The sequence below is a fragment of the Halanaerobium sehlinense genome, assembly GCF_055379485.1.
Map to the genome: position 1 here is coordinate 581411 of NZ_AP042442.1, position 25054 is coordinate 606464.

25 protein-coding genes are annotated in these 25054 nt (G+C 32.5%); 20 read left to right on the forward strand and 5 right to left on the reverse strand.

From position 1 onward, the window contains the following. Positions 1-12 precede the first annotated feature (12 nt). On the forward strand, positions 13-2517 hold the full coding sequence (locus ACZ446_RS02885) for a CoA-disulfide reductase (protein WP_464393643.1): 2505 nt from the start codon (positions 13-15) through the stop codon (positions 2515-2517). 114 nt (positions 2518-2631) lie between these two features. On the opposite strand, the gene ACZ446_RS02890 is transcribed toward ACZ446_RS02885, so the two are convergent. The 4 genes from ACZ446_RS02890 to ACZ446_RS02905 form a co-directional block, all read right to left on the reverse strand. Then, positions 2632-4011, reverse strand: coding sequence for an MATE family efflux transporter (locus ACZ446_RS02890; protein ID WP_464393644.1), 1380 nt, complete (start codon positions 4009-4011; stop codon positions 2632-2634). A gap of 18 nt (positions 4012-4029) precedes the next feature. Next, positions 4030-4959, reverse strand: a complete 930-nt coding sequence (locus tag ACZ446_RS02895) for an AEC family transporter (protein ID WP_464393645.1) — start codon at positions 4957-4959, stop codon at positions 4030-4032. A gap of 108 nt (positions 4960-5067) precedes the next feature. Next, the gene (locus ACZ446_RS02900) at positions 5068-5841 is read right to left on the reverse strand and encodes a DUF1670 domain-containing protein (RefSeq protein WP_089720900.1); all 774 of its coding nucleotides are present in this window, start codon (positions 5839-5841) and stop codon (positions 5068-5070) included. Next, positions 5838-6659, reverse strand: a complete 822-nt coding sequence (locus ACZ446_RS02905) for a DUF1670 domain-containing protein (protein WP_464393646.1) — start codon at positions 6657-6659, stop codon at positions 5838-5840. Before ACZ446_RS02905 ends, ACZ446_RS02900 begins: the two co-directional genes overlap by 4 nt. Positions 6660-6883: 224 nt before the next feature. Here ACZ446_RS02905 and rlmD point away from each other — a divergent pair, with 224 nt between their 5' ends. From rlmD to ACZ446_RS02935, 6 genes are all read left to right on the forward strand, one after another. Next, positions 6884-8239, forward strand: coding sequence for a 23S rRNA (uracil(1939)-C(5))-methyltransferase RlmD (gene rlmD / locus ACZ446_RS02910; protein ID WP_464393647.1), 1356 nt, complete (start codon positions 6884-6886; stop codon positions 8237-8239). A 148-nt stretch (positions 8240-8387) separates the two neighbouring features. Then, the gene (locus tag ACZ446_RS02915) at positions 8388-8660 is read left to right on the forward strand and encodes a hypothetical protein (RefSeq protein ID WP_464393648.1); all 273 of its coding nucleotides are present in this window, start codon (positions 8388-8390) and stop codon (positions 8658-8660) included. 35 nt (positions 8661-8695) lie between these two features. Continuing rightward, a complete protein-coding gene (locus ACZ446_RS02920; protein WP_464393649.1) occupies positions 8696-8911 on the forward strand; it encodes an FmdB family zinc ribbon protein in 216 nt (71 codons plus the stop codon). A gap of 119 nt (positions 8912-9030) precedes the next feature. Next, positions 9031-10173: a DUF362 domain-containing protein gene (locus ACZ446_RS02925; RefSeq protein WP_464393650.1), complete on the forward strand. Its 1143-nt coding sequence runs from the start codon at positions 9031-9033 to the stop codon at positions 10171-10173. Positions 10174-10189: 16 nt separating this feature from the next. Beyond that, on the forward strand, positions 10190-10684 hold the full coding sequence (locus ACZ446_RS02930) for a metallophosphoesterase family protein (RefSeq protein ID WP_464393651.1): 495 nt from the start codon (positions 10190-10192) through the stop codon (positions 10682-10684). Next, entirely contained in the window at positions 10684-11058 is a 375-nt protein-coding gene (locus tag ACZ446_RS02935; protein ID WP_464393652.1) for a YlbF/YmcA family competence regulator, read from the forward strand. The genes ACZ446_RS02930 and ACZ446_RS02935 overlap by 1 nt, the downstream gene beginning before the upstream one ends. A gap of 130 nt (positions 11059-11188) precedes the next feature. On the opposite strand, the gene ACZ446_RS02940 is transcribed toward ACZ446_RS02935, so the two are convergent. Beyond that, on the reverse strand, positions 11189-11410 hold the full coding sequence (locus ACZ446_RS02940) for a NifU family protein (protein WP_110300787.1): 222 nt from the start codon (positions 11408-11410) through the stop codon (positions 11189-11191). Between the two features lie 85 nt (positions 11411-11495). Here ACZ446_RS02940 and ACZ446_RS02945 point away from each other — a divergent pair, with 85 nt between their 5' ends. The 13 genes from ACZ446_RS02945 (at position 11496) to ACZ446_RS03005 (ending at position 25038) form a co-directional block, all read left to right on the forward strand. Continuing rightward, a complete protein-coding gene (locus ACZ446_RS02945; RefSeq protein WP_464393653.1) occupies positions 11496-14852 on the forward strand; it encodes a DNA polymerase III subunit alpha in 3357 nt (1118 codons plus the stop codon). A gap of 134 nt (positions 14853-14986) precedes the next feature. Further along, complete coding sequence (mtrB, locus tag ACZ446_RS02950) at positions 14987-15205, forward strand: trp RNA-binding attenuation protein MtrB (protein WP_464393654.1); 219 nt, start codon at positions 14987-14989, stop codon at positions 15203-15205. Between the two features lie 59 nt (positions 15206-15264). After that, positions 15265-15441, forward strand: coding sequence for a hypothetical protein (locus ACZ446_RS02955; protein WP_464393655.1), 177 nt, complete (start codon positions 15265-15267; stop codon positions 15439-15441). A gap of 15 nt (positions 15442-15456) precedes the next feature. Then, positions 15457-16455 carry a 6-phosphofructokinase gene (gene pfkA, locus ACZ446_RS02960; protein WP_464393656.1) on the forward strand — a complete coding sequence of 333 codons (999 nt, stop codon included), beginning with the start codon at positions 15457-15459 and terminating at the stop codon, positions 16453-16455. A gap of 21 nt (positions 16456-16476) precedes the next feature. Further along, positions 16477-18231, forward strand: a complete 1755-nt coding sequence (gene pyk / locus ACZ446_RS02965) for a pyruvate kinase (RefSeq protein ID WP_464393657.1) — start codon at positions 16477-16479, stop codon at positions 18229-18231. A 184-nt stretch (positions 18232-18415) separates the two neighbouring features. After that, a complete protein-coding gene (locus ACZ446_RS02970; protein WP_464393658.1) occupies positions 18416-19210 on the forward strand; it encodes an amino acid ABC transporter substrate-binding protein in 795 nt (264 codons plus the stop codon). An 11-nt stretch (positions 19211-19221) separates the two neighbouring features. Beyond that, the gene (locus tag ACZ446_RS02975) at positions 19222-19866 is read left to right on the forward strand and encodes an amino acid ABC transporter permease (RefSeq protein WP_464393659.1); all 645 of its coding nucleotides are present in this window, start codon (positions 19222-19224) and stop codon (positions 19864-19866) included. A 9-nt stretch (positions 19867-19875) separates the two neighbouring features. Next, positions 19876-20604 (forward strand): amino acid ABC transporter ATP-binding protein, encoded by a 729-nt coding sequence (locus ACZ446_RS02980; RefSeq protein WP_464393660.1) that lies wholly within the window; start codon positions 19876-19878, stop codon positions 20602-20604. Positions 20605-20744: 140 nt separating this feature from the next. Continuing rightward, positions 20745-21497: a PHP domain-containing protein gene (locus ACZ446_RS02985; protein WP_464393661.1), complete on the forward strand. Its 753-nt coding sequence runs from the start codon at positions 20745-20747 to the stop codon at positions 21495-21497. A gap of 10 nt (positions 21498-21507) precedes the next feature. Beyond that, complete coding sequence (mnmL, locus tag ACZ446_RS02990; RefSeq protein ID WP_464393662.1) at positions 21508-22461, forward strand: tRNA modification radical SAM protein MnmL/YtqA; 954 nt, start codon at positions 21508-21510, stop codon at positions 22459-22461. 134 nt (positions 22462-22595) lie between these two features. Continuing rightward, entirely contained in the window at positions 22596-23231 is a 636-nt protein-coding gene (locus ACZ446_RS02995; protein WP_464393663.1) for a metallophosphoesterase family protein, read from the forward strand. A gap of 95 nt (positions 23232-23326) precedes the next feature. Further along, positions 23327-24337: a hypothetical protein gene (locus ACZ446_RS03000; RefSeq protein WP_464393664.1), complete on the forward strand. Its 1011-nt coding sequence runs from the start codon at positions 23327-23329 to the stop codon at positions 24335-24337. 155 nt (positions 24338-24492) lie between these two features. Next, complete coding sequence (locus ACZ446_RS03005; RefSeq protein ID WP_464393665.1) at positions 24493-25038, forward strand: TIGR01440 family protein; 546 nt, start codon at positions 24493-24495, stop codon at positions 25036-25038. Positions 25039-25054: the final 16 nt, after the last annotated feature.

Consider the following 25054-nt stretch of genomic DNA (forward strand, 5'->3'; position numbering starts at 1 on the left):
AGGAGGAAAATAATGCCTAAAAAAGTAGTTATAGTAGGTGGAGTTGCTGGAGGAGCAAGTACTGCAGCTCGCCTGCGAAGAATGGACGAAGATCTTGAAATAATAATGTTAGAAAAAGGAAGACACATTTCTTTTGCCAATTGTGGTTTACCTTACCATATTGGGGAAGTTATAAAGGAAAGAGAAAAGTTATTAGTTCAAACGCCTCAATCTATGGAAGACAGATTTGATATTGATGTTAGAATTCAGCATGAAGCTGTTAAAATTAATCGTGAATCAAAGTTAGTTGAAATTAAAGATTTAAAGAGTGGTGAAGTTTATCAAGAAAGTTATGATAAACTTGTTCTATCACCAGGAGCAGAACCAATAAAGCCACCACTTCCAGGTCTTGATTTACCGGAAGTTTTTACTCTAAGAAATATTCCTGATACAGATAAAATAAAGAATTTTGTAGATCAAAATAAGCCCAACCGAGCTGTAGTGGTAGGTGGTGGATTTATTGGTCTGGAAATGGCTGAGAACCTTCATGAAAGAGGAATAGAAGTTTCGGTTGTGGAAATGATGGATCAATTAATGGGTTCACTTGACTATGAAATGGCTGCCATGCTGCATAATCACCTTAGAACTAAAGGGATTGATCTGCACTTAGGAGATGGCATAACTGCTGTTGAAGAAACTGATGGAAGAAGGATAGTTAAATTGCAGAGTGGTAGAACTATCAAAACTGACATGGTTATTTTATCTATTGGGGTTAATCCAAGAACTAAACTAGCAGAAGAAGCCGGTCTAGAAATTGGAAGCAGTAAAGGAATTAAAGTAAATGAATATTTACAGACTTCAGATCCCAATATTTATGCTATTGGTGATGCTATTGAAGTTAAAGATCTGGTGACAGAAAGGTCTGTCAGAATCCCTCTGGCTGGTCCTGCCAACAAACAGGGGAGAATAGCTGCTGATAATATATGTGGAAGAAAAGAAACATATAAAGGTACTCAGGGGACTTCAATTGCTAAAGCTTTTGATTTAACAATTGCTTCTACAGGAGCCTCTGAAAAAGTACTTAAAGAATTAAAGTGGGATTATCAGGTTGTCCATACAAATTCCAATAATCATGCTGGTTATTATCCCGGTGCAGTACCGATGATGATCAAATTAATTTTTGATCCTAATGATGGTAGGGTGCTCGGTGCTCAAATCGCAGGTTATGATGGGGTTGATAAGAGAATTGATGTTCTGTCTACAGCAGTTAGACAGGAAATGAATATTTATGATCTTCAAGAATTAGAGCTAGCCTATGCGCCTCCTTTTGGTTCAGCTAAAGATCCAGTAAATATGGTCGGCTTTGCTGCAGGAAATGTTTTAAATGGATTGGTTGAAACAGCATACTGGAAGGAACTAGATAGTCTAGATTTTGAGCAGACAGTTATTCTGGATATTCGAGAAGAAGTAGAAACTCAGCTGGGAAGTATTGATAATTCGGTTAATATTCCTTTAAATGATTTACGGGATAATTTAGATCAGCTTGATTCTGAAAAAGAATATATTGTTTACTGTGCTATTGGCTTAAGAGGTTATATAGCTGCCAGAATTTTAACCCAGAATGGTTTTAATAAAGTTCGTAATTTAAGTGGTGGCTATAAATTGTATAAAGCTGTTAAAGATGATCAGGAACAGGTAATTGGAGATCCAGCTGAAGCAAATTATAATTCTGCTGAAAGTCCTGAAGAAGCAAATCTGGCTGCTAAAGATATGTTGAAATATGGTAAAGGAACTGTAGTCGAGCTTGATGCATGTGGTCTGCAGTGTCCAGGACCTATTATGCAGGTGTATAAAAAAATGGAAACAATGGAAAATGGAGATATGTTAGAGGTAACTGCAACTGATCCTGGATTTACGCAGGATATTAAAGCCTGGGCCAAAAACACCGGGAATACAGTATTAAGAATAGAAGAACTTGCTGATAAAATAGAGGTTACTCTTTTAAAAGGTCAGTATAATCAAGGTGAGCAAACAGAGATGGTTCAGAGTACAGTTTCCCAACCGGCTCAGAAAGGAAAAACTATGGTTGTCTTTAGCGGTGAATTAGATAAAGCGATAGCATCATTTATAATTGCTAATGGAGCGGCTGCTATGGGTAATCAGGTAACTTTATTCTTTACTTTCTGGGGTTTAAATATTCTAAGGAAAGATGGCCCGGTTAATGCTGATAAGAATATGATGGAAAAAATGTTTGCAAAAATGATGCCTCAGGGCAGCAAAAATCTTCCGCTTTCAAATATGAATATGATGGGAATTGGACCTAAAATGATCAGAGGGATTATGGAGAAAAAAGGTGTTGATTCTCTGGAAGAATTGATTGGAAATGCTGTTGATAATGGAGTAAGACTTGTTGCCTGTCAGATGACAATGGATATGCTGGGAATTAAAAAACAAGAATTAATTTCTGGAGTTGAAGTTGGAGGAGTAGCAACTTTCTTAGGCTCAGCAGATGAATCTAACATGAGCTTATTTATTTAAATAATATAATTATAGTTATAGACCCCGGGCTAAAGATTAATTTAATCTTGCGCGGGGTTTTATTGCTGCTAAATAGATATAATTAAAATCTGATAGTCAGTTATTAATAAAAAATTATTTAGGATTCAGATTTTTTCTTTTTTCCATTTTATTAAAAATACTTTTAAATTTTAACCTTAACCAGATTGAAGCTGGTAAAATACTGGCAGCCTCTGAGATTGGAAAGGCAAACCAGAGGTATTCTAGACCGAAAAAATGTCCCAGCAAATACATTACAGGCAGCAGGACAACAATCTGTCTTAAAAAAGAGAAGACAAGACTAGGAAATCCATTACCAAGTGCCTGAAAAGTTGTTGAAACAATTATTGCCGGACCAATAACCGGGAAAGCAATGCTTATTTTTTTCAGGGCATCAGTACCAATCCTGAGCAGGTCGGGGTCATTATTAAACATTTTAATTAATAGTTCTGGTACAGTTTGAAAAATTATAAACCCAGTTGTTGTAAATGTAATTGCTACTAAGAGTGCAGATTTAAAGGTTTTTTTCATCCGCTCAGGATTATTATGGCCAAAATTATAACCCATTATAGGCATATAACCTTGATTAAGCCCAAAAACCGGCATGAAAACAAAGGACTGTAATCTAAAGTAAATACCTGCTGCTGCAATTGCAGTACTCCCAAAACCAGCTAAGATTTTATTCATACCGCCTAACATAAAGCTGGCCAAAAATTGCATTACCATTGCCGGGAAACCAACAATATAAATGTCCCTAATTATTTTAAAATCAAAAGAAAAATCTTTTAACGAAATTTGGAGCTCGTTTTTTTTGCAAAAAAGTAAAATATAAATTAAAAAACTACCGCTGATTATTCTGGCTATAACTGTTGCAATTGCGGCTCCAGCCACTCCCATCTCCGGGAAAATCCAGATACCAAAAATTAAAAAAGGATCAAGAATTATATTTAAAATTGAGCCGATCAGCATAGCTATCATAGGTGTAAATGTATTGCCCTCTCCTCTTAGAATATTATTACTAATCATCGGAAAAAACATGGCGATAGAACCGATTAGGATAATTTTTATATATTCACTTCCCATTCTAATTAAATTCGCTTTATCTGTAAATAGTTGTAAAATTTGATCAGAAAATAAAAATCCAAGAATAGCAACAATAATTCCATAAAATACAGAGAGCATAATACTGTGTTCAGCAGCATTTACTGCTGCATGATTATTGTCTTCGCCAAGACGTCTAGAAATCAATGAACTTGCACCAACTCCAGTTCCAACCCCGATTCCAATTAAAATTATTTGAATAGGAAAGGCAAGTGATAGAGCTGAAAGTGCGTCTGTACTGATTCTTCCCACATAGATACTGTCAACTACATTATATAAGGCTTGAATAGCCATCGCTATAATTGATGGAATTGAAAGTCTCATCAGCAGAGGAATTATAGGTTCTGTACCAAGTTTTTGAGAATTGCTTTTCATTTAATCTTCCTCCAAAAATTATTTTAAATATGCTGAAAGATAAGAAACTACTGGAATACTAATTGCTGCCATCAAAGTCGATAAAAAGAGGCTTTCAGCTGCAAAAATATAGTTGCCTTCATACCTTTCAGCAAAAATAACTCCATTTGCAGCGGCAGGCATTGCTATCTGCAGCACTAATATTGTTCTAATTGGATCTGGGATATCAAAATAATTTAAAATTATGATAGCCGAAATAGGAATTATTAATAATTTTATAGTTGAATAAATCCAGATATTTAGATCTTTAAAAATTCCAGATATTTTGATTTGGGCCAGGCCACTTCCAATAACAAGCATTGAAAGAGGAAACGTAGCTTCAGCCAGCATATCAACTGCTGTCATTATTGAAGTAGGAAGTTTAATTCCACCCAACATCATTATCAAACCTAAAATAATAGCAATAACACCATTATTAAAAATATCTCTTAAATTAATATTCTGCTCACTATTATTTCTCAAAAAGAGATTGGCTCCATAAGTCCATAAGAAAATATTGAAAATAATAACTCCTATTGAACCAAAGAAAATTCCGTTTTCAGGAAAAATAACATCAATTACAGGTAAGCCCATATAGCCGACATTTCCAAATATCAAGAAAAATTTGAGCACAACTTTTTTGTCATCTGAAACTGGAAATAGTTTTGAGATTATTGAAGCCATGACAATTAAAATTATGTAAAAAGCAATCCAATATAATAACAAGTTTTTAAATTTAACTAGTATATTAGCGCTAACATCAATTTGAAGTGAAGAAATTAACATCGCTGGTATAATAAGATCTAAAAGGAGCTTTGAAATAGCACCAGTTTCTTTTTTATCTAAATGATTGCTGTGCCTGAGAAAATAACCAACACCAATAATTAAAAATAGCGAAATGATCTGAGTTATGACAATTTTAAAATTCAAAAAATTAACCTCCATAATAGTTTATCTATATTTATAATTTAATTATTTACATTTAAGACATTTGTCCGGTCCTATTTTTTCTAATTCTTAGTATTTCAAATTAATCTATTATTTGTCATTATCAGAATCAAAATATTCAGGATGATATTTTTCTATTAGCTTCCTATACTGTTTGATAACAGAAGCTCCTCGACCTGTCATATGTTTGATCTGGGTTATGCTTATACCACGTCTGATAAGGAATTTAACGCGTTCATAATCCTTGATATATCTATCAACAGCATTTAATGAGTGATCTGTTTTTCTGGCTATATCAGGTGGCTGAACCTTTTGCTCATACAGCTCTATTATTGCTTTTTTATGAGTAGTTCCACGACCCATATCCAGTATATAACCTTTAAGAGGTAACACATCATCATGAGTATCATGATATTCGCCAATACGCTTTGAAATAGTTACTGTAGAACGGTTCATTATCGCTGCCAGTTCTTCGACAGTTAGCATAGTTCCCTGCTTTTTAGCAGCCTTAGTTAACCTGGCAATACGAATAATATCATGTTCTGTTTTAGATACATTCTGTCTTTTTAGTTCTATATCTTCCTCTGTAACATAGGGAAGTTCAATAACTTCCTGTTTGTATTCTTCACGCTTTTGACCCAGTTTTGGCTTGTTATTCTGCTCAGAAGTAGCAACCCAGCTTAGACTGCCAAACTGATTAGTCTTTTTGCGAGGATGATATTTATACTCTAATTCAACTATATCATTAGCTATTAACTCCAATATTTTATGGCTGCCAAGTAGTTTGTATTCACTTTCTAAAAGCTCAATAATAGCCTGTCTGAATGTCTTTTTATCGAGATTAGCAAAAGGGTCCTGTCTCATTTGATGACCCCCTTTTTTGCCTCAGTTTTTACTGAAGCTTTTTCTTCGGCTATGTTAACTATGTCAGCAATACGCTCTTTATACTCAGAGCTATTATATTTAAAATACAGTTCGGTATATTCTTTAACTAATCTTTCTGAGATACCGACTATATGAGCCGTTTCTTTGATTGAAAGTTTATTCTTTATTGCAAGCAATACACGACCAAAATCATTGATATATCGCTTAATTGCTCCAGGAGAATGCCTGGTTTTTCTCTGTATTTCAGAGTAGGTATTATATTCAAGATATAGTTTGATTATCTTAGTTTTATTAGATACTCCAGGTCCTATATCCTGATATGTGCCTCGGGTTTGAACATTAAAACCCTGAACTTTAAGTTTTTTGATATCACGCCTGATAGTTCTGGGAGATACCTCAAGTATATCAGCCAGATCTTCCTGGGTTAGAAGACCCCCCTGGTCGAGTGATTCTTCTGTCATTCTCAGTATTTTAACTCTCCTGAGAGCAGATTTATTCTCTATTCTAAAGAGTGTTTTATCCTCTTTGGTTATTGATTTAGTCAGGGTTACCTGAACCTTTGGTAAATCTTCTAGAACTGGACCGTGTTGTGCCTTTTTAGAGATTACAGTCTTAACTATTTTATCTTTATTTTCATGATATGATGGATCATAATGTTTAAGTTGGTAGACTTCATTAGCAGCTTCTACAATTGCTTTTGCTTCACGAGGTGAATATTCAAATAGTTCTTTAAGAATATATTCAAATTGACTATCTAAAGTTTTAACTTTTACACGATCAAGTTCAGTTTTAGGCATTGATTGTCCCCCTCTTAACTATATATTATATCAAATTCTTTTGTTAGTCGAACTTAATTAGGGGAGGACAAATGTCCTTATTTATAATAGTAAAATATATATTCTATCAAATAATTCTACCATAGACACTGATAGCTGTAAAGGTGGCTTGATTAATCAGAGTTTTTTGTGATAAACTTAATACGTATGAAATTGCAATTATTATTATATGAGGAGTGCAAATTTTGAATAAAGGTGAAGTAAGAACTTTTAAAATAGAAGATTTAGCACATGGTGGTGATGGAGTTGCCAGAGCTGAAAATGGAATGGCTGTCTTTATATCTCTAACATTACCGGGAGATTTAGTAAAGGCTAAAATTGTTAAAATAAAAAAAGATTATGCATTTGCTAAATTAGTAGATATATTAGAGCCAGGGCCTGGAAGAATTAAAGCTCCATGTCCTGTTTATAACAAATGTGGGGGCTGCCAGCTTCAGCATATTGAATATCAAAAAGAATTAGAATTCAAAAAAAATAATATCAAACAGCTAATTAACCGAATAGCAGAAATTCAAGACTTCAAATTAAACAGTGTATTAGCAGCAGATGATAATTTTCGTTATCGAAACAAAGCCCAATTTCCATTAAAGATCAATGAAGATGGGAAAATAACTGCTGGCTTCTATAAGAGAGGGAGCCATGACATTGTTCCCCATCATGACTGTATGATTCAACATCCTCTGATCAATAGAATTTTAAGAATAACTTTAGAAGAATTAAATAAGTTTCAAATTAGTGTCTATGATGAAAATATACTGCAGGGACTGCTTCGACATCTGGTAATTAGAGTAGGAACCTGTACCAATCAGGCATTATTAGTTATGGTAACAAATGGTGATAATTTTATTGATAAAAATTTAATTGCCAGAACTTTAATGCGTAAAATCCCGGAATTAAAGGGTATTGTACAAAATATAAATACTGCTAATACCAATGTAATATTTGGCCAAGAAGATATTTTATTAGCTGGAGAGAATAAAATTACTGAATATATTGGTAAAACTGCTTATCATATTTCTGCCAGGTCATTTTTTCAAGTTAATACAATTCAGGCCAAAAAATTATATGATACAGCAGTAAAATATCTAGGAGTGGCTAATAATTCAAAAGTAGTTGATGCTTTTTCTGGTACAGGTAGTATTGCTCTCTACCTAGCAGATAGAGCTGAGAAGATTTATGCGGTAGAGTCTCTGGAAGCTGCAGTAGAAGATGCTAAAAAAAATGCTAAACTAAATAATATTAATTCTATAGACTTTAGACAGGGTCTTGTTGAAGAAGTACTGCCTGAGCTCTTAGATGAAGAAAATATTGACAGTATAATTTTTGATCCACCGCGTAAGGGATTAGATGAAAATACTATTAAATTATTACTAGAAAATGAAATAAAAAAAATCATTTATATTTCCTGTAATCCTGCTACTCAAGCAAGAGATTTAAAAAGATTAAAAGAAAAATATGATTTAAAAGAAGTTCAGCCTGTAGATTTATTTCCGCAAACTTATCATATAGAGTCTGCAGCCTTATTAGAATTAAAAGCTTAAGTTTTGCTGTATTTTTCAAAAGCAACTTTTTTCTTTTATAACTGCTTGTAAATTAATAACTTGCTAAATTACTTAAATTTATGATATATTATTATAAAGTTGTAATAATTATTGTTAAGTAATTTGCTCCACAATTGGGGGTTAGATTATGAATTTATTTTTACTAATTATTTTTGTTCTGGTAGGAGCTGCAGGATTGGTTTATAATGTTGATTCGGGAGTTTTTATTGGTTTAGGCTTAATACCATGGCAGATTTTAAAGATAAAATTAAAGCGTAAATTTGTTTTAAGTGCGATTATCCTGACTTCAACTGCCGGTCTTGGTTATTTTATTTATCATTCAAAATGGTTAATTGCTGTTTTATTTATTTTTATCCAACTTTATAATTACTGGGGTTATTTAAATATAGTTAATGAATAGTTTTGATTAAAATTATATATGAAGGAGGAATATAAATGCCGACATATTTATATGAGTGTGAAACTTGTGGTAGATTTGAAGAATTTCAAAATATTAAAGAAGACGCTTTAGATGAGTGTCCGGAGTGTGGGAGTGAGGTAAAAAGGATTATTGGTTCTCCTGGAATAATTTTTAAAGGATCAAATTTCTATGTTAATCAAGATGCCAGCTCTACTGAGGGAAAAGGATCTAAAGGTGAAAAAGTTTCTTAAAATATTATGAAAATACACTGGATTTAAATCCGGAGAATATTTAAGATTAAAAAATTATTTATAAACCGGCCTTAGTGCCGGTTTTAATTTTTTCTGTCACTTTAGAAAGAGAGGAAAAGATGTCAATTGTAGCCGTAAAAGAATGTTATAGTTATCAGACAGCTGAATTAACAGAAAAGTTAGATCTTTTACTAGCCGAATTGGGAGGTTTGGCTAAGTTTATAAAAGCAGGAGATAAAGTTTTATTTAAAACTAATCTACTAATGGGAAAGGCTCCTGAAGCAGCTGTCACCACCAACCCTGAATTTATCAGAGTTCTGGCTAGGAAAGTAAAAGCATTGGGAGCAGAGGTGACAATTGCAGATAGTCCTGGGGGGCCATTTAATGACAAATTATTAAAAAGAGCTTATCAAAAATCTGGGCTTTATCAGATGGCAGCTGAAGAAAAAATAAAGTTAAATTACAACACAGATTCAAAAAAGCATGAATATAAGGAAGGTAAAATCAACAAATCTTTTCAGCTGGCTTCTTATTTAGAGGAAGCAGATTTAATTATAAATTTACCAAAATTAAAAACACATGGTTTAACAATGTACACAGGTGGTGTTAAAAATCTTTTTGGCTGTATCCCTGGAGTTTTAAAGGCAGAATATCATCTGAGAATGCAGTCAGTATATGATTTTTCTAGAATGTTAAATGATCTGGTAGCACTTGTCGCACCTGAGCTAACAATTATGGATGCAGTTGTTGGAATGGAAGGGGAAGGACCATCTAATGGGAAGCCAAGAAGATTCAATTATTTGCTGGCTTCAACTTCACCCTATTATTTAGATCTGGCAGCTGTAAAGATTTTAGGGATTGAACCTGCTGAAAAAGTTCCGTCTATAAAATCTGCTTTAGAAGACAAAATAATTGAAAAAGAAAAACTAGAAATTAGGGGAGATAAAGTAAATGCAGCAGAAAATGTTGAAATTCCTAAAATAGAAAAAGAAAATAATCTTCTTGATTCGAGAATGCCCGAATTTTTATCAGATATTTTAGAAAAATTTTTGCGTCCAAAGCCTATATTTAAAGAAGATAAATGTGTTGGCTGTAGAACCTGTGCCGAAAATTGTCCGCCTGATGCAATATCTATGATAGATAATTTTCCCAGAGTGAAGTTAGATGAATGTATTAGATGCTTTTGCTGTCAGGAATTATGTTCTTATGATGCAGTAGAGATAAAATATCCACTGCTTGCTAAATTGTTTTTTTCAAATTAATGGAGGTTTAAGAAATATGAAGATTGGAGTAATATCAGATACACATCTGCCTAATGCAGGATCTGGTTTTCCAGATGTTTTAATTAAAGAGCTGAAGCAGGTTGATTTGATTATTCATGCTGGAGATCATTGTGAAGCAAGATATTTAAATAAGTTAAAGTCAATTGCAGAAGTAAAAACAGTTGCCGGAAATAGAGACAGTCAGCAGCTTAAAAGAAAATTAAAAGATAAGATTACTTTCGAAGCAGCAGGCAAAAAAATTTCTGTAATTCATGGACATCAGTTTAGAGGCAAAAATATTCTTCAAGGTTTAAATTATACATTTAATGATAGTGATATTATTGTATTTGGCCACACTCATCGCCCTTTTAATGAAAGGTTAAGCGATAAATTATTTTTTAATTCTGGTTCACCAACAGATAAGCGTCTGGAAAAAAACTTTACATTTGGTATAATAGAAATAGGTAATGACATAAAATCTGAAATTAAAATTTTGAAGGAGGAATCTTAATGTCAGTACAAGATACTGCTAAAAGACTTCAGAGAAAGCTTAAGAACTCTGACGAATATCAAAATTATTTAGAATTAAGAGAAAAAGTAATGGCCAAGGAAGGATCCAAAAAAATGCTGCGCGACTATCAAAATTTAATGATGGAGATGCAGACTAAGAGAATGTCGGGGGAAGAGTTAAGTGAAGAAGATAAAGAAAAATTACAAAACCTACAAAATTTTATTGAAATTAATAATTATGTAAAGAAATATTTAGAAGCAGAATATAGTTTAAGTAAATTGATTAATGATATTCAAAAAACAATATTTTCTGATATTGAAGTTGGTATACCTGAGCAGGAATTAAAAACTGAGACAGAAAATTCAGAGCAGTAGAAAATTAAATTAGCTTATATGAGCTGTAAAATTAGTTTTATAAATAAAAAAAGCATCCTACAAAAAGAGGATGCTTTTAAAATCTTTTATTTTAATTTAAATATTTTCAATTATTTAATTTAGTCAAAGATTAGACAGGTTGAACTTCTTTAACACCATCAACATTTTGTTTTAGTGTTCTTTCAATACCATTTTTTATGGTTAAGGTTGACATTGGACAACCACTACAGGCACCTAGAAGCTTAACTTTAACGATACCGTCTTCAGTTACTTCAACTAATTCAACATCTCCACCATCAGCTTGTAGACTTGGTCTGATTTTATCAATATATTTTTGTACTTCTTCTTTCATACTTGCACCTCCTAAATTAACATTTGATTATATTATACAAAAAAACTCAAGATTTTACAAGCATAAATTTAAAGGGATGATTTAAATGTCCGATTTTGTCCATCTGCATAATCATACTGCATTCAGTCTTTTAGATGGAGCAATTAGAGTAGATTCTTTAATTAAAAAAACAAAAAAATATGATATGCCGGCTGCTGCAATAACTGATCACGGAGTACTTTATGGGATGATTGATTTCTACCGGAAGGCTAAAAAAGAAGATATTAAACCCATTATTGGAGCAGAAGTTTACTTATGTCCAGGCAGTCGTTTTGAAAAAAGTAGAAAAAGATATCATTTGGTTCTACTGGTTCAAAATAAAAAGGGATATCATAATTTAGTTCAGCTTGTTTCCAAAGCCTGGCTTGAAGGTTTTTACTATAAACCAAGAGTTGACAAAGAACTTCTGGCAGAGCATAGTGAGGGCTTAATTTGTCTTTCAGCCTGTATTCAGGGAGAGATACCTCAACTTTTAATTAATGGAAATTATGACCTTGCTCAAAAAGCTGTTTCAGATTATCAGGCTATTTTTGGAAAGGATAATTTTTTTATAGAGTTACAAAACCACAATTTGCAGCAGGAAAAAGAGGCAGTTCAGGGATTATTAAAGTTAACTAGAGAAGAAAATCTTTCAACAGTTGTTACAAATGACTGTCATTATTTAAATAAAGAAGATGCAGAATTACAGGATGTTTTATTAGCTTTACAGACTGGAACTACTCTAGCAGATGAAAATAGAATGACTTTTACTGGTCAGGAATTTTATTATAAATCTCCAGCTGAGATGAAAAAACTTTTTCCGAATTTGGATTCTGCCTATAAAAATACAGTTAGAATTGCAGATAGAGTGGAATTAGATTTAGATTTCAATCGTTTTTACCTGCCAGAATATCCTGATTTAGGTGAAGAAAAAAGTCCAGAGGATTTATTAAAGAGGCTATGTCTAAAGGGGCTGCAGGCTAAAGGGATGAGATCAGATCAAAAAGCTGTTGAGAGATTAAAATATGAACTTAAGATAATTTTTGAGATGGGATATGCTGCTTACTTTTTGATTGTTTATGATTTTGTAAAGTATGCTGAGGATAATGAAATTATGGTTGGCCCTGGTAGAGGTTCAGCTGCTGGAAGTTTAGTTGCTTATCTTTTAAACATTACTAAAGTTAATCCCTTGAAATATGGACTTATTTTTGAACGTTTTTTGAATCCAGAACGAGTAACAATGCCTGATATAGATATTGATTTTGATGAAAATAGAGACCAAATTATAGAATATGTTAAAGAAAGATATGGAACTGATCGAGTTGCTCAAATTGGTACTTTTGGAACTATGGCTGCTAGGGCTGCAGTCAGAGATGTTGGCCGAGTGCTTGCGCTCCCTTATTCTAAAGTAGATAAAGTAGCAAAACTGATTTCTTCTCGAAAAGGAATTAACCAATCTCTAAAAGACCAAAAAAAATTACAGGAATTATACCAGAACGATCGAGAAATTAAGGAATTAATAAATTATGCGAGAGGTGTAGAAGGTCTACCGAGACATATTTCAACTCATGCAGCAGGAGTTATTATTGGAGCTGAGCCTTTAGCCCAGATAGTTCCTCTACAGCAGCAAGATGAGAGTGTAATTACTCAGCTGCCAATGGGAGATTTAGAAGCGCTTGGACTTTTGAAAATGGATTTTTTAGGTTTGAGGAATTTAACCGTAATTAAAAACACTCTTAAGTTGATAGAAGAGCGTAAGAATAAAACTATCAATATTGATAATATTCCTCTTGATGACAGTGAGGTCTATAAATTTCTGAGTACGGGAAAAACTGCCGGTGTTTTTCAGATGGAGTCGTATTTATTCCAATCTTTAAATAAAAAAATGAAACCTGACCGTTTTAGTGATTTAATTGCAATGCTTGCTCTGGGAAGACCTGGGCCACTTGGAAGCAATATTGTTGATGATTTTATTGCTATCCGCCATGGTAAAAAGGATGCGGAATATTTACATCCTAAATTAAAACCTATTTTGGAAGAGACTTTTGGTATGATATTGTATCAGGAACAGGTAATGGAAATTGCCAGTACCCTGGCTGGATACAGCATGGGAGAAGCTGATCTTTTGCGTCGAGGAATGGGAAAGAAAAAGTTGGAATTAGTTGCAGCAGAAAGAGAAAAATTTGTTAAAGGGGCGGTCGAGCGAGGACTAAATGAAGCAACTGCACAAGAAATTTTTAATCAAATGGAATATTTTGCGGGTTATGGCTTTAATAAATCTCACTCTACAGCATATGCTTTTTTAGCATATCAAACTGCTTACTTAAAATATCACTATCCAGCTGAGTTTATGTCAGCCCTATTTTCTTCAGTCATGGGTAATCAGGATAAGATTGCTGATTATATTAAAGCTTCACGCGAAATAAATTTAAAAATTTTAGCTCCTGATATTAATCAAAGCCATCATGATTTTTTTGCTGAAGGTGATAAACAAATTAGATATGGGTTAAAGGCAATTAAAAATGTTGGCTCGACAGCAATTGAAGCAGTTATTGAAGCCAGACAGGATAAAAAGTTTTCATCTTTGATTGATTTTTTAAAAAGGGTAGATATTTCTGCAATTAATATTCAAAGTTTAGAAGCTTTTATTAAGGCAGGAGCCTTTGATCAAATTTCTGAAAGCAGAGCTTCAATTCTTTTAAATTATGAAGATCTTTATAATAAGTATAATAATTTATCCAAACATAAAGCACAGGGACAGCAATCATTTGCTGAATTATTTAATGATGAAAATGAATTTATGGAAGAGGATCTAAATTATACTGAGGTGGAAGAATTAAAAACTGAGATTATACTTGAGCAGGAAAAGGAATTTTTGGGGATTTATCTATCTGCCCACCCATTAGATAAGTATCAAAATAAATTAAAAGTAATTAAACCTTATACAATTGATAAAGCTTTAAATATTTCTAAAGGTAAAAAAATACTAACTGCGGGTTATTTGACAAATTATAAAGAACATATAACTAAACGTAACAATAAAATGGCATTTTTAACTATTAATGACCAAGAAGAAAAAATAGAAATAATAGTATTTTCTGATATATTTAAAAAAATTGATTTTGATCTTCAAACAAACAGAGCACTTTTAGTTTATGGAGAAAAAGCTGAGGACCAGATTATTGCAAAAAAAATCATTTCTCTTAATAGTGATTTGCTTTTAATAAATATTTCCCAATTCCCCAAAAACAGAATAATAAAATTAAAAAAATACTTATTAAAAAAAGAAGGTAATGTATCTGTTCTGTTGAAAAGAAATAATAAGCTGATAATTACTGATAATAAATATAATATAGATAATAATCAGCTTACTAAAAATGAATTAGCAAGAGCATTGAAAAAGTCTGAATATAAATATATTTAAGCTAAAAATCAAGATTTTTGACTTATGTTCATATAAATGAGAAAATTGGAGCAATCTTTTGATATATTATGACAAATTTCTTGACAAGGCTTTTTTGCTTATTATATTATTAAGTGGATAAAGGAGGAAAAATCATGGATGTTAATGCAGATTATATTTTAATTAAAGCACTTGAAAATGGAGTTACAATTATTGGTTTAACAAGAGGAAAAGATACAAAATTTAATCATACAGAGAAGTTGGATAAGGGAGAAATTTTGGCTGCTCAGTTTACAGAAAATGTTTCTGCAATGAAAATACGAGGTAAAGCAGAAATAATGAGTAAACATGGAAAAGTTAATTCTGATGGATAAATAAAATAGCTTTGTTTTCCAGCAGCTTTTATTTACTGGAAATTGAAAGGAGCTTATAAATGTGGCAGGTTGTATATATAGCCTCTTCAAAAGAGGAAGCTGATAATATTTTAAAAATTATGGAAAAAGAAGGCTTTATGCTTCAAATTGATGATGCAGGTTCTGATTCATATCACATAAAAGTACCAGCAATTGAGGCAGAGGAAGCCTATTCCTGTTTACATGAAAATTTTTAATTTGGAGGTATAGATATGAAAAAGATAGCAGTACTTACAAGCGGAGGAGATGCACCAGGCATGAATCCGGCTATCAGATCTGTAGTTAGAACAGCAATTTATAAAAATTTAGAGGTTGTTGGTGTAAGACATGGTTATAAAGGTCTGATTGAAAAAGATTTTTTTGATATGAATAGAGGTTCAGTGGCTGATATCGTTCAGCGGGGAGGAACAATTTTATTGTCAGCCCGTTGTGAAGAGTTTAAAACTGAAGCTGGAAGAAAAAAAGCTTATTCAAACTTGAAAGAAGAAGGTATTGATGGAATAGTTGTAATTGGTGGAGATGGTTCTTTACGTGGGGTTCAAAAGATTAATGAAGAAAGTGATATTAAGGCAGTAGGTATACCGGGTACAATTGATAATGATTTATCATGTACTGATTATACTATTGGTGTAGATACAGCAATGAATACAATTTTAGATGCAATAAATAAGATCCGAGATACTGCAACATCTCACGAAAGAACTTTTGTTATTGAATGTATGGGGCGCGAATCTGGTTACTTAGCTCTTATGACAGGTCTTGCAGGTGGGGCTGAGTATATTTTACTGCCTGAAATTGATTTTACACCTCAGGAAGTTTGTGACAAAATTACTCAAGGATTTAATAGGGGTAAATTACACAGTTTAATAATTATTGCAGAAGGAGTTGAAGCTCCATTTGCTGATTTAAGTGAATATAACGGTAGCCCAGGTATGGCTATGGGAGAATTGATTAGAGAAAGAACCGGAATGGAAACAAGAGTTACAATCTTAGGTCATCTCCAAAGAGGTGGAAGTCCTACAGCTACAGACAGGATTGTAGCCAGCCGCATGGGTGCTAAAGCAGTAGAATTGTTATTAGAAGGAAAACGTGATAAAATGGTTAACTACAAAGACAATTCTATTGGTGTTTGTGAAATAAAAGATGCAATTAAGAAGAACGATACCATTAATATGGATATTTACAATTTAGCAAATATTTTATCAATGTAATTAAATAACTGGGAGGTTAATATGAGAAAAACGAAGATAGTATGTACATTAGGACCAGCAACGAATGATAAAGAGACAATAAAAAGAGTAGTTGAAGCAGGTATGAATGTGGCCCGAATGAATTTTTCTCACGGTGATCATGATGAACATAAGCACAGATTTGATCTGGTTAAAGAAGTAGAAAAAGAAACAGGTAAAACTGTTGGTTTGATGCTTGATACCAAAGGACCAGAAATTAGAACTGGAGAAATGAAGGGTGACAAAATCCAGTTAGAAGCAGATACTGAGATTATAATTAGTAAAGAAGATGTTGAAGGTACTCCAGAAAAAATATCTGTGTCATATAAAGAATTGGCAGATGACATGGAAGTCGGTAATAAGATTTTAATTGATGACGGTTTAATTGAGCTTGAAGTAACAGGTGTTGATAAAGGTAATGTCATTTGTAGAGTGGTTAATGGTGGTGAATTGGGATCACGCAAAGGAGTTAACCTACCAGGGGTAAAAGTTAGTCTGCCTGCATTAACTGAAAAGGATATTTCTGATATCCGTTTTGGGGTAGAACAGGGAATTCACTTTATAGCTGCATCTTTTGTTCGTAAAGCTAATGATGTTATTGAAATCCGTAAAATTTTAGAAGAAAGCGGAAATGAAGATGTTTTCATTATTGCTAAAATAGAAAACCAGGAAGGTGTAGAAAATCTTGATTCCATTTTAGAAGTTGCTGATGGAATTATGGTTGCTCGTGGTGACCTTGGAGTGGAAATTCCTGCTGAAAAGGTACCAATTGTGCAGAAGATGATGATTAAAAAGTGTAATGAAGCATCAAAACCTGTAATTACAGCTACTCAGATGCTGGATTCTATGATTAGAAATCCTCGTCCAACCAGAGCTGAGGCTTCTGATGTTGCTAATGCTATTTATGATGGAACAGATGCAACAATGTTATCTGGAGAGTCCGCTGCTGGTAAGTATCCAGTAGAATCTGTTCAAACTATGGCTCAAATTGCGACAGAAGTTGAAAATTCTGATAGCTATAAAGAAAAATTTGCTGGAAAATATGAATTTGCAGCTGAGTCTGTAACATGTGCTATTTCTCTTGCAACATGTCAAACTGCTGAAGAGCTTAGCGCAGAAGCTATAATTACTTCTACAGGCTCTGGTTTAACGGCACGGACAGTTTCTAAATATAGACCACAAACACCTGTTATTGCTGTAACACCAAATAAAAGAGTGCTGCATCAGCTGGCTATGACCTGGGGCGTGACTCCTTTATTAGTAGCTAGAAGCAGTACAACTGATGAAATGATGGATAATGCTATTAAAACTTCTTTAGAATATGACTTAATTGAAGAAGGAGATTTGGTAACTATTACAGCTGGAGCTCCAGTTGGTATTTCTGGTACAACTAACTTAATTAAAGTAGATGTTGTTGGTAAACCAATTGCAGATGGTCAGGGTATTGGTAAGAGCATAGCTGTTGGTAAAGCTAAATTAGTTAGATCTGCTGAAGAGGCAAATGAAAAGATTGAAGAGGGAGACATTATGATTGCTCCTTTAACAGATAGAGACTATGTACCAGCTATGAAGAAAGCTGCTGCTGTAGTTACATTTAGTGGTGGACTGACTTCTCACCCAGCTATTGTTGGTCTTAATATTGGTATTCCTGTTGTAGTTAATACAGGAGATATTAGCGATGACTTTAAAGATGGTGAGATTATTACTGTAGATGGTGTTAGAGGATTGGTCTATAGAGGTCAGGCAAATCTAAAATAAAATCTGTTAGAATAGTAAAAACCTATCTATTAGATTAAGAGGGCTTAATTGCCCTCTTAATCATCTTTTATACTTAACTTTTTGTTAATTATATTTAAAAGTTTATATTTTTTTTCTATTAATACTTTACAATAATAAAGTAATAAAGTATAATAAAAGAAAATATACTAGAGGGGGATGTAAAGTGAAGAATAATTTATTAAATATTTTTGTTGTTGTTTTATTAGCTTTATTATTAGTTGGTGGTAATGTAATGGCAGAGGATTCGCTTGCTGAAATTCAGGAAAAAGGTAAGATTGTAGTAGGACTAGATGACAGTTTTCCACCGATGGGTTTTAGAGATGAAAGTGGAGAAATTGTTGGTTTTGATATAGATTTAGCTAAAGAAGCAGCTAAAAGAATGGGTGTTGAGGTAGAATTTAAAGCTGTTGATTGGGATGGTGTAATTTTAAGTCTTAAGAATGGGATGATTGATGTAATTTGGAATGGTTTAACAATTACTCCTGAGAGAGAAGAAAGCATTGATTTTTCTCAACCATATTTAGAAAACTCACAGAGTATTGTTGTTCAGGCTGATAGTGAGATTGAAACTAAAGAAGATTTAGCAGGTAAGGTTGTTGGAATCCAGCTTGGAAGTAGTGCTGTAAGTGCTGTAGAATCTGAGCCAGAAGTATTAGATACTTTTAAGGAATTACGTAAGTTTTCTAATAATACTGAAGCTCTGATGGATCTACAAACAGGTAGAGTTCAGGCAGTGGTTTTAGATGTGATAGTTGGACGCTATTATATGAGTCAGCGACCCGGTCAGTTTAAGGTTCTAGAAGAAGATTTTGGCGGCGAACAGTATGGTGTTGGTGTCAGGGACGGAGCAGATTCCTTCAGAATGGCTCTTAATGATGCTCTAGATGAAATGATTGCAGATGGAACAGCTGCTGAGATCTCAGAAAAATGGTTTGGAGAAGATATTGTACTTAAGTAGGAGGCATTTATTTGTTTGATTATATATTAAACGTATCAGGATATGTACTGGAAGGTAGCTTGGTTACCTTCCAGCTTTATTTGGTAACAGCAATTTTTTCCGTTGTTTTAGGTGTGCTTGGTGCTTTAGGAAAAATTTCTAAAATTCCATTTTTGGAATCAATTCTATCTTTTTATACCTGGGTTTTTAGGGGTACACCACTATTGTTACAGCTTTTCTTTGCCTATTACGGGCTGCCGGTGCTTGGTATAACTTTGGAGCCTTTTCCAGCTGCATCTCTGACTTTTATTGTTAATTATGGTGCCTATTTTACAGAAATTTTTAGAGGTGGAATAGAGTCTATTGATGATGGTCAATATGAGGCGGCAAAGGTTTTAGGAATGAACTATCGACAAACAATGAGTAGGATTATTATACCACAAACAGTAAAAAGAGTTTTACCAGCAACCAGTAATGAAGCAATTAATCTAGTAAAAGATAGTGCTCTTGTAGCTGTAATTGGACTTGGAGATTTACTGCGTGCTGCCAAAGTAGCTGTAACCAGGGATTTTTCTATTATACCTTTTATAATAGCTGCGGTATTTTATTTAATAATTAGCTCAGTTATTGTTACAGTTTTTCGCAAGCTAGAAGAAAAATATTCTGTATACGAATAGGTGATAATTTTGGAAATGATAAAGGCGAAAAATATATATAAGAATTTTGGTGAACTGGAGGTACTGCGGGATGTTTCCTTTGAAGTCCAGCAGGGAGAGGTTATTTCAATAATTGGCCCTTCTGGATCTGGAAAAAGTACTCTTTTACGTTCACTTATTGGCTTAGAAGAAATAAATTCAGGAGAATTATTTATAGAGGGAATTTCTGTAAAAAAATCTGGCAAAAAAGCTTATGAAAAAATGGGAATGGTCTTTCAAGGTTTTAATCTTTTTCCACATAAAACTGTTATGGGTAATTTAATTGAAGCGCCAATAGTTGTAAAAGGTGAGAAAAAGAAAGAAGTTAAAAAGAGAGCTTCAGAATTATTAAATAAAGTTGGACTTTCTGATAAAAAAGACAGCTATCCTGCTCAATTGTCTGGAGGGCAGAAACAGAGAGTGGCAATTGCGAGAGCGCTGGCAATGGAACCAGATATAATGCTTTTTGATGAACCAACTTCTTCTTTGGATCCTGAGCTAGTGGGAGAGGTTTTAACAGTCATCAGAGATTTAGCAGACGAAAATATCACAATGATGATTGTGACACATGAAATGGGATTTGCAAAAGATGTTTCAGATCGAGTATTTTTTATGGATCATGGTAAAATAATAAGTGATACCGTACCAGAAAAAATATTTGTAAATCCTGAATCTGAAAGAATCCAAAACTTTTTAACAAAAATATTAAGTCAAAATTAAAGCTCCCTTTGTGGGAGCTTTTCTATATCTGATTTGCTTTTAAGGTTAATCACTGTTAAAATGTTTACAGATAAATAAGAATGAAAAATTATAAGATGTACTTAAAGTTAATAAGTATTATAAGGAGGAGAAATTTAATAGTGTTTAAAATAAATACAGATTTACACATTCATACTGTGGCCAGTGGTCATGCATACTGTACAGTAGACGAGATGGCTAGAGGTGCTTTTAATAAGGGTATGAAATTAATTGCAATTACAGATCATGGTCCAAATATGCCTGGAGGTCCTAATGTCTATCATTTTGGAAATTTTTCCATTGTGCCGGATGAATTATATGGAGTTAGAATTGTTAAGGGTGTAGAAGCAAATATTCTAAAAGGTGGTAAATTAGATTTAACAGATGAAGAGCTTGGATATTTAGAATTTGTTTCAGCAGGTATTCATCGTTTAACAGAACATAACTTAAATAATAAAGAGGATTATACTAAAGCAACTGTTAAAGCAATGGAAAATCCTCATTTAGATATGATAACTCACCCTGTTCAGCGCGAATATCCTGTAGATTTAGAGAAAGTAGCTGCAGCTGCAGGTAAAAATAATGTTATTTTAGAATTAAATGCAAGTTCCTATAATCCTAATAAATTTAAAACCCGGGGAATCAAATCCGAGTCACTTAGATTATTAAAATTAGCAAAAAAATATGGATTTAAACTTGCTATAAACAGTGATTCTCACTTTTATGATAGAATTGGAGAATACTCGACTCTAAACTTCATTTTTGAAAGTGAAGATTTTGATAGTGATTTAATAATTAATAGTACAGCTGAAAACATGATTGATTATTTGGATAAAAGGAAAAGAAGATTAAGTAAATTTAAGAAAACAGTATAGAGGTGTAAACATGGAAGAACCATACTATAAATACTCACAGTTTTTAAAGGATAAGTATGGCAAAAAAACATACAAATTACCTGTTAATTTGCCAACTACCTGTCCCAACAGAGATGGCAATTTTGCAGAAGAAGGCTGTCATTTTTGTGGAGAAGAAGGTGCAGATTTTGAAATGCTGCCTGATGACATGTCAATTACTAATCAGCTTTTAGAGAATAAGGAATATATTGGTGAACGATATGGAGTAGATCAATTCATAGCTTATTTCCAAAATTATACAAACACTTATTTAGCTCTAAATAAATTAAAAAAATACGTTAAAGAAGCTGCAGCAGTAGATGGGATTAAGTCAGTTTATTTTTCTACAAGACCCGATTCAGTAAGTGATGAATACATTTCAGGCTTAAAAGATGTTATAGAAGAAATTTCTTCAGATATAAGCTTGGCTTTTGAATTTGGCCTGCAGACAGTAAATTATAAAACTCTGAAAAAAGTAAATAGACAGCATGGATTAGCTGAATTCATTGATGCTATTTTAAGAGCAAAAAGATTTGAAGTTGAGACAGGAGCACATTTAATCTTGAATTTACCAGGTGATACAAGAGAAGATGTAATTGAGGGAGCAAGAATTTTGTCAGCTTTAAAAGTAGATCATGTTAAGTTACATGCCCTTTATATCAGAGAAAATTCAGTTTTTGCAAAAAAATATAAAAAAGGAAATTTAGAAATTTGTTCACTTGATGAATATATAGAAAGAGTAATTTTATTTTTAGAAAATTTATCACCTGAAATTGCTGTCCAGCGTCTGATTGGTCGGGCACCTGGTGAAGAATCTATTTTTGTTAACTGGGATACTCCCTGGTGGAAAATTCATGATAAAATAATTGAGATAATGAAAAGTAAGGGTACTTATCAGGGGAAGTCATTTAATTATTTAAATGGTAAAGCTCTGAGTAAATTTTAAAAATCTCAAATTTATGAGAAATATTTAAAATTTATCTTTATCACAAACTTGAATTCTGGGAATTAAAGTATTATAATTAAAGATAATCAAATCAGAAAATGAAGTCTAAAGTAGATAAGTAGAGGAGTGATCAAATGACTTCAGTTTTAAAAAAAGTAATAAAAAACTTCAGCAGTGGAATTGATGATTTTAAAAATAGATATAAATTGCCTGCAGAATACCATAATTCTAATGAATTAAAAATTATGCATATAAGTGATACACCTGAATCAATTTATCCCCATATTTATAAAATGATGAGCTACAGTCGTCCAGATATAATTATTCATACTGGAGATTTAGTAGATAATTTAAAACTTGAAAATGCAGGTGAGGAGTTAATACCCCTTTATCAAAGAAAATCTGCTGAATTTATAAGAAATCTCGAAAAATTAACCAGTGCGAGGATAATCTATATTCCAGGAAATCATGATGATAGAGGTATTATTGAAGCAAATATAAATAGAAGCGAAATTATGCCTGAAGGAACTATTATAGAGTTAGATGGGGTTAAAATAGGATTAGCACATTATCCGGAAAAACTTCCATCAAATGCTGACATTAATTTTTTTGGTCATAATCATCAAAAAAAATTTGGAAGTAAGAATAAGTTTTTAAATGGAATTTTAAATATAAATTATGTCCTACTTCCATCTAAAGAAGATTTTAAGGTTAATTATCCCTGGACAGTTGATCAGGGACGACAGTATAAAACATTTAATATGATTTAAATATTATTAAGCAGCCAGGTTTTGAATAATCTGGCTCATTTATTTTAAATAAATTTTTAGAAATTTAAAAATATTAAAATTTGGGGATGGTTTTAATGAATTTTGTCCGAAGTGGACCCAGGTATTTATTTTTAAAAGTAAAATCACCAGAATTATTCTGTCAAAAACTTTCCCAAAAGACAGATTTAAAAAAATTAGATTTTCAAACAGCTATTAAATTAGCTGCTGAAGAGTCAGTGATTGTTTTTTTAAGTGATTATAATAAAGATAGTTTTAAAGTTGAAGATTCTGATTTAATTTTATATTTATCTTTAAATTCTACAGCACTGCTGGCAATGATTCTGAATCAAAATGAATTAAGTCAGGCTGTTAAAAAAGTTACTGCAGGACCGGGACAGCTGGTTATGCGGATACCTGATCAGGGAGAGAGAGTAATAGAAGAAATTATAGAAAATTATCAGGCAGAGGAAATGTCAATTTTAAACGCTATTGATAAAGGTAGTGCTGATAGTACAATTATTTCTTTTACAGATCAGCCAATCAAATCTAGATTAAAATCTTTAAAAAAAGTTAGAGATAATATATTGGTAGAAAAAAATAGCACTTTAGTTTTTGAAGAATTAAGAAGAGATGCTGTCAGATATATTACTCATGGTTTAGAAAATAATCAGTGGTCTGAACTGAAAATTAATATTTATGATTCAGACGAATTATACGAATTAGAATATAAAAGATTAATTACAATATTATCAGATTTAGAAGCAGGAATAATACTTGGTGAATCCTGGACTAAAGATCATGCATTTGCCTTGTTTTCAATTACTGCTTATCAAGTAAGACTTTTTACCTTCTTAGATCCAATAGAAATCAAAAAAATATTATTTGCATTTGAATATAATAGTGCTGGTGAAAGAATAGTTGATTATGATCTTTTTAACAAAAGCAATAAAATAAACTGGTCAGAAATTTTAAATGATGGTAAACATCATGATCGAAAAGAATTAGCTTTTATTTACAGAGAAAAAATAATGAAAGAATTATCAGAAACTGCAAAAAAACGTTATTTTGAGATAGAACAGGAAATTACAGCTAAGTCAAATAAATAAATTTAACCGGGGTTTCCCGGTTTTTATGTTTCAATAACAATAAATATAAGTGTTAATTTAATTATAATATTTTGTAAAAAAAATCACATATTTGCGATATAGAGTTTTTTGAGTTAAAATAGAAATATATACCCTAGTTAGGAAGGAGATTTTGAATGCAGACAGAGAAAATATTAGCTGATGTTGAAAAATCCATCAGAGAATTAATAGATATTGTAGAACCAAAAGCTGGATCTATCTTTATTTTAGGTGGCAGCACAAGCGAAATCCAAGGTAAAGAGATTGGCTCAGCTACTGATGTAGATTTAGGAGATAAAATTATAAAAAGGATAATTTCAATTTTAGAAGAATATAAATTATATCTTGCAGTTCAGGGCTGTGAGCATATAAACAGATCTTTAGTTATCGAAAGAGAGTGTCAGCAAAAATATTTATTTAATGAAGTAAATGTTATTCCTCATCGAAGTGCGGGGGGAGCTTTTGCTACAGCGGCATTTAAAGAGTTTTCTGAAGCTGTGACTGTAGAAAATATGGAGGCTGATTTAGGAATTGATATTGGTGATGCTTTAATTGGTATGCACCTAAAAAATGTTGCAGTTCCAGTAAGATTATCTATCAAGCAGATTGGGGAAGCACACCTTACTGCTGCTAAAACCAGATTAAAACTTGTAGGAGGACCCAGAGCAAAACATAGAGAATAATTTTAAGGGAGGATTT

Excerpts from the sequence above, each read along its gene's own strand:
- ACZ446_RS02995 (WP_464393663.1), top strand. The coding sequence starts at position 22,596 with ATGACTTCAGTTTTAAAAAAAGTAATAAAAAACTTCAGCAGTGGAATT.
- ACZ446_RS02885 (WP_464393643.1), top strand. The coding sequence starts at position 13 with ATGCCTAAAAAAGTAGTTATAGTAGGTGGAGTTGCTGGAGGAGCAAGT.
- ACZ446_RS02915 (WP_464393648.1), top strand. The coding sequence starts at position 8,388 with ATGAATTTATTTTTACTAATTATTTTTGTTCTGGTAGGAGCTGCAGGA.
- ACZ446_RS02905 (WP_464393646.1), bottom strand. The coding sequence starts at position 6,659 with ATGCCTAAAACTGAACTTGATCGTGTAAAAGTTAAAACTTTAGATAGT.
- mtrB (WP_464393654.1), top strand. The coding sequence starts at position 14,987 with ATGGATGTTAATGCAGATTATATTTTAATTAAAGCACTTGAAAATGGA.
- ACZ446_RS02920 (WP_464393649.1), top strand. The coding sequence starts at position 8,696 with ATGCCGACATATTTATATGAGTGTGAAACTTGTGGTAGATTTGAAGAA.
- ACZ446_RS02930 (WP_464393651.1), top strand. The coding sequence starts at position 10,190 with ATGAAGATTGGAGTAATATCAGATACACATCTGCCTAATGCAGGATCT.
- ACZ446_RS02890 (WP_464393644.1), bottom strand. The coding sequence starts at position 4,011 with ATGAAAAGCAATTCTCAAAAACTTGGTACAGAACCTATAATTCCTCTG.
- pfkA (WP_464393656.1), top strand. The coding sequence starts at position 15,457 with ATGAAAAAGATAGCAGTACTTACAAGCGGAGGAGATGCACCAGGCATG.
- ACZ446_RS02940 (WP_110300787.1), bottom strand. The coding sequence starts at position 11,410 with ATGAAAGAAGAAGTACAAAAATATATTGATAAAATCAGACCAAGTCTA.
- ACZ446_RS02955 (WP_464393655.1), top strand. The coding sequence starts at position 15,265 with ATGTGGCAGGTTGTATATATAGCCTCTTCAAAAGAGGAAGCTGATAAT.
- mnmL (WP_464393662.1), top strand. The coding sequence starts at position 21,508 with ATGGAAGAACCATACTATAAATACTCACAGTTTTTAAAGGATAAGTAT.
- ACZ446_RS02900 (WP_089720900.1), bottom strand. The coding sequence starts at position 5,841 with ATGAGACAGGACCCTTTTGCTAATCTCGATAAAAAGACATTCAGACAG.
- ACZ446_RS03005 (WP_464393665.1), top strand. The coding sequence starts at position 24,493 with ATGCAGACAGAGAAAATATTAGCTGATGTTGAAAAATCCATCAGAGAA.
- ACZ446_RS03000 (WP_464393664.1), top strand. The coding sequence starts at position 23,327 with ATGAATTTTGTCCGAAGTGGACCCAGGTATTTATTTTTAAAAGTAAAA.
- ACZ446_RS02935 (WP_464393652.1), top strand. The coding sequence starts at position 10,684 with ATGTCAGTACAAGATACTGCTAAAAGACTTCAGAGAAAGCTTAAGAAC.
- ACZ446_RS02945 (WP_464393653.1), top strand. The coding sequence starts at position 11,496 with ATGTCCGATTTTGTCCATCTGCATAATCATACTGCATTCAGTCTTTTA.
- ACZ446_RS02925 (WP_464393650.1), top strand. The coding sequence starts at position 9,031 with ATGTCAATTGTAGCCGTAAAAGAATGTTATAGTTATCAGACAGCTGAA.
- pyk (WP_464393657.1), top strand. The coding sequence starts at position 16,477 with ATGAGAAAAACGAAGATAGTATGTACATTAGGACCAGCAACGAATGAT.